Source organism: Pseudomonas sp. p106 (genome assembly GCF_003936645.1).
Taxonomy (GTDB): domain Bacteria; phylum Pseudomonadota; class Gammaproteobacteria; order Pseudomonadales; family Pseudomonadaceae; genus Aquipseudomonas; species Aquipseudomonas putida_E.
This window is the reverse complement of the sequence record NZ_RHQR01000044.1, coordinates 1-3,383: the sequence shown is the minus strand read 5'-3', so window position 1 is coordinate 3,383 and position 3,383 is coordinate 1. Positions and strand designations below refer to the sequence as shown.

General features: G+C 61.7%; 1 protein-coding gene. It reads right to left on the bottom strand.

Going from position 1 to position 3,383, the window contains the following annotated elements:
- A partial coding sequence (locus EGJ09_RS26475; RefSeq protein ID WP_371928106.1) for an immunoglobulin-like domain-containing protein occupies nucleotides 1-3,383 on the bottom strand: 3,383 nt, incomplete at both ends.

The window sequence follows — 3,383 nt, the reverse complement described above, 5'->3', positions numbered from 1 at the left end:
GTGGTACCGGTGATAGTGGCTTTGACCTGGTCGGCGTCTTTGTAGACATCATCAGCCGGAGCTGGAACAGAGACCGTACCGGACGTCTGACCTGCTGCGATATTGATGACCGCGCCATTGCTCAGGGTCACGGTCATCGCCGTACCGGCGGGGTTGCTCAGGGTCGCGGTATAAACGATCTGGCCGCCTTCAGCGACATCGCCGGTCGCGCTCAGCACCAGGTTAGTGGTCGCCTGGGTAGCCGGGCTGTCGGTGACCGTGGTGGTTGGGGTGCCGGCGGTGTCGAGCTGTTCGTAATTACCACCCTCGACCTTGGTGATGCTGTTGGTCAGTGCGGTATTGGTGTTGTAGACATTGTTCGGGGCGACAAAATCGACCGAGCCGGACGATTCGCCGACGCCGATGGTGATGCTCTGGCCGTTGGCCAGGGTGACGACCAGTGGCGAACCAGTAACAGGAGCCGAGACCGAGGCGGTATAGGTAACCACGCCACCTTCGACTACCGAAGCATTGGCGGTCAGGGTCACCGTGCTGGTATCGAGGGTATCGCTGACATTGGTCACGGCTTCAGCCGGATTCACCGCGAGGTTCTCGAAATCACCACTGGTTGTGCCGGTTATGGTGGCTTTGACCTGACCCGCATCTTTGTAGACGTCATCAGCCGGGGCCGGAACAGAGACCGTGCCGGAGCTTTGGCCTGCTGCGATATTGATGACCGCGCCATTGCTCAGCGTGACGGTCATCGCCGTGCCGGCTGGATTGCTCAGGGTCGCGGTATAAACGATCTGACCGCCTTCAGCCACGTCCCCAGTCGCGCTCAGCACCAGGTTGGTAGTGGCCTGGGTAGCGGGATTGTCGGTAACCGTGGTGGTCGGAGTACCAGCGGTGTCGAGCTGTTCGTAATTACCGCCCTCGACCTTAGTGATGCTGTTGGTGAGTGCGGTATTGGTGTTGTACACGTTGTTCGGCGCAACGAAGTCGACCGAGCCGGACGACTCGCCGACGCCGATGGTGATGCTTTGGCCGTTGGCCAGGGTTACGACCAGTGGCGAACCAGTAACAGGAGCCGAGACCGAGGCGGTATAGGTAACCACGCCACCTTCGATCACCGAAGCATTCGCAGTCAGGGTCACGGTCGACGTATCGAGGGTATCGCTGACGTTGGTCACGGCTTCGGTCGGATTCACCGCGAGGTTCTCGAAATCACCACCGGTTGTGCCAGTGATGGTGGCTTTGACCTGACCAGCGTCCTTGTAGACGTCATCGGCCGGCGCAGCGACGTTCACTTGGCCGGTGGTCTGGCCTGCCGCGATGTTGATGGTCGCGCCGTTGCTCAGGGTGACGGTCATCGCCGTTCCCGCAGGGTTGCTCAGCGTCGCGGTGTAAACGATCTGGCCGCCCTCAGCGACATCGCCGGTCGCGCTCAACACCAGGTTGGTGGTCGCCTGGGTAGCCGGGCTGTCGGTGACCGTGGTGGCCGGAGTACCGGCAGTATCGAGCTGTTCGTAGTTACCGCCCTCGACCTTAGTGATGCTGTTGGTCAGCGGGGTGTTGGTGTTGTAGACGTTGTTCGGCGCGGTGAAGTTGACCGAACCGGACGACTCGCCAACGCCGATGGTGATGCTCTGGCCGTTGGCCAGGGTGACGACCAGCGGCGAACCGGTGACCGGAGCCGACAGCGAAGCGGTGTAGGTGACCACGCCACCTTCGATTACCGAAGCATTCGCAGTCAGGGTGACAGTCGAGATATCGACGGTATCGCTGACGTTGGTCACGGCCTCAGCCGGGTTGACTGCGAGGTTCTCGAAGTCACCACCGGTTGTGCCGGTGATGGTGGCTTTGACCTGGCCAGCGTCCTTGTAGACGTCATCGGCCGGGGCTGGGACAGCGACCGTACCGGAGGTCTGACCTGCTGCGATATTGATGGTCGCGCCGTTGCTCAAGGTCACGGTCATCGCCGTACCAGCTGGGTTGCTCAGGGTCGCGGTGTAAACGATCTGACCGCCTTCCGCCACATCGCCAGTCGCGCTCAGCACCAGGTTGGTGGTCGCCTGGGTAGCCGGGCTGTCGGTGACCGTCGTAGTTGGAGTACCGGCGGTGTCGAGCTGTTCGTAATTACCGCCGTCGACCTTGGTGATGCTGTTGGTCAGCGGTGCATTGGTGTTGTAGACGTTGTTCGGCGCGGTGAAGTTGACCGAGCCGGACGATTCGCCGACGCCGATGGTGATGCTTTGACCGTTGGCCAGGGTGACCACCAGTGGGCTGCCGGTGACCGGAGCGCTAACCGACGCCGTGTAGGTGACCACCCCGCCTTCGACCACGCTTGGTGTGGCGGTCAGGGTCACCGTGCTGGTATCGAGCGTGTCGCTGACGTTAGTCACGGCCTCCGCCGGATTGACCGCAAGATTTTCGAAGTCACCACCGGTGGTACCAGTGATGGTGGCTTTGACCTGACCGGCGTCTTTGTAGACGTCATCGGCCGGTGCAGCGACGGTCACTTGGCCAGTGGTCTGGCCGGCCGCAATGTTGATAGTTGCGCCGTTGCTCAGGGTCACGGTCATCGCCGTGCCGGCGGGATTGCTCAGCGTGGCGGTATAGACGATCTGACCGCCTTCGGCGACATCGCCAGTGGCGCTCAGCACCAGGTTGGTCGTGGCCTGAGTAGCTGGGCTATCGGTGACCGTGGTGGTTGGAGTGCCGGCGGTATCCAGCTTCTCGTAATTACCGCCGTCGACCTTGGTGATGCTGTTGGTCAGCGGTGCATTGGTGTTGTAGACGTTGTTTGGTGCGGTGAAGTTGACCGAGCCGGACGATTCACCGACGCCGATGGTGATGCTTTGACCGTTGGCCAATGTCACAACCAGCGGCGAGCCAGTAACAGGCGCCGACACCGAGGCGGTGTACACCACGGTGCCGCCCTCGACCACGCTTGGAGTGGCGGTCAAGGTCACCGTGCTGGTATCGAGGGTGTCGCTGACGTTGGTCACGGCCTCAGCCGGGTTGACTGCGAGGTTCTCGAAGTCACCACCGGTGGTACCGGTGACGGTCGCTTTGACCTGGCCGGCGTCTTTGTAAACGTCATCAGCCGGGGCGGCGACGGTTACTTGGCCAGAGGTTTGGCCGGCCGCGATGTTGATGGTCGCGCCGTTGCTCAGGGTCACGGTCATCGCCGTGCCGGCGGGATTGCTCAGCGTGGCGGTATAGACGATCTGACCGCCTTCGGCGACATCGCCAGTGGAGCTCAGCACCAGGTTGGTCGTGGCCTGAGTAGCTGGGCTATCGGTGACCGTGGTGGTTGGAGTACCTGCGGTATCCAGCTTCTCGTAATTACCGCCGTCGACCTTGGTGATGCTGTTGGTCAGCGGTGCATTGGTGTTGTAGAC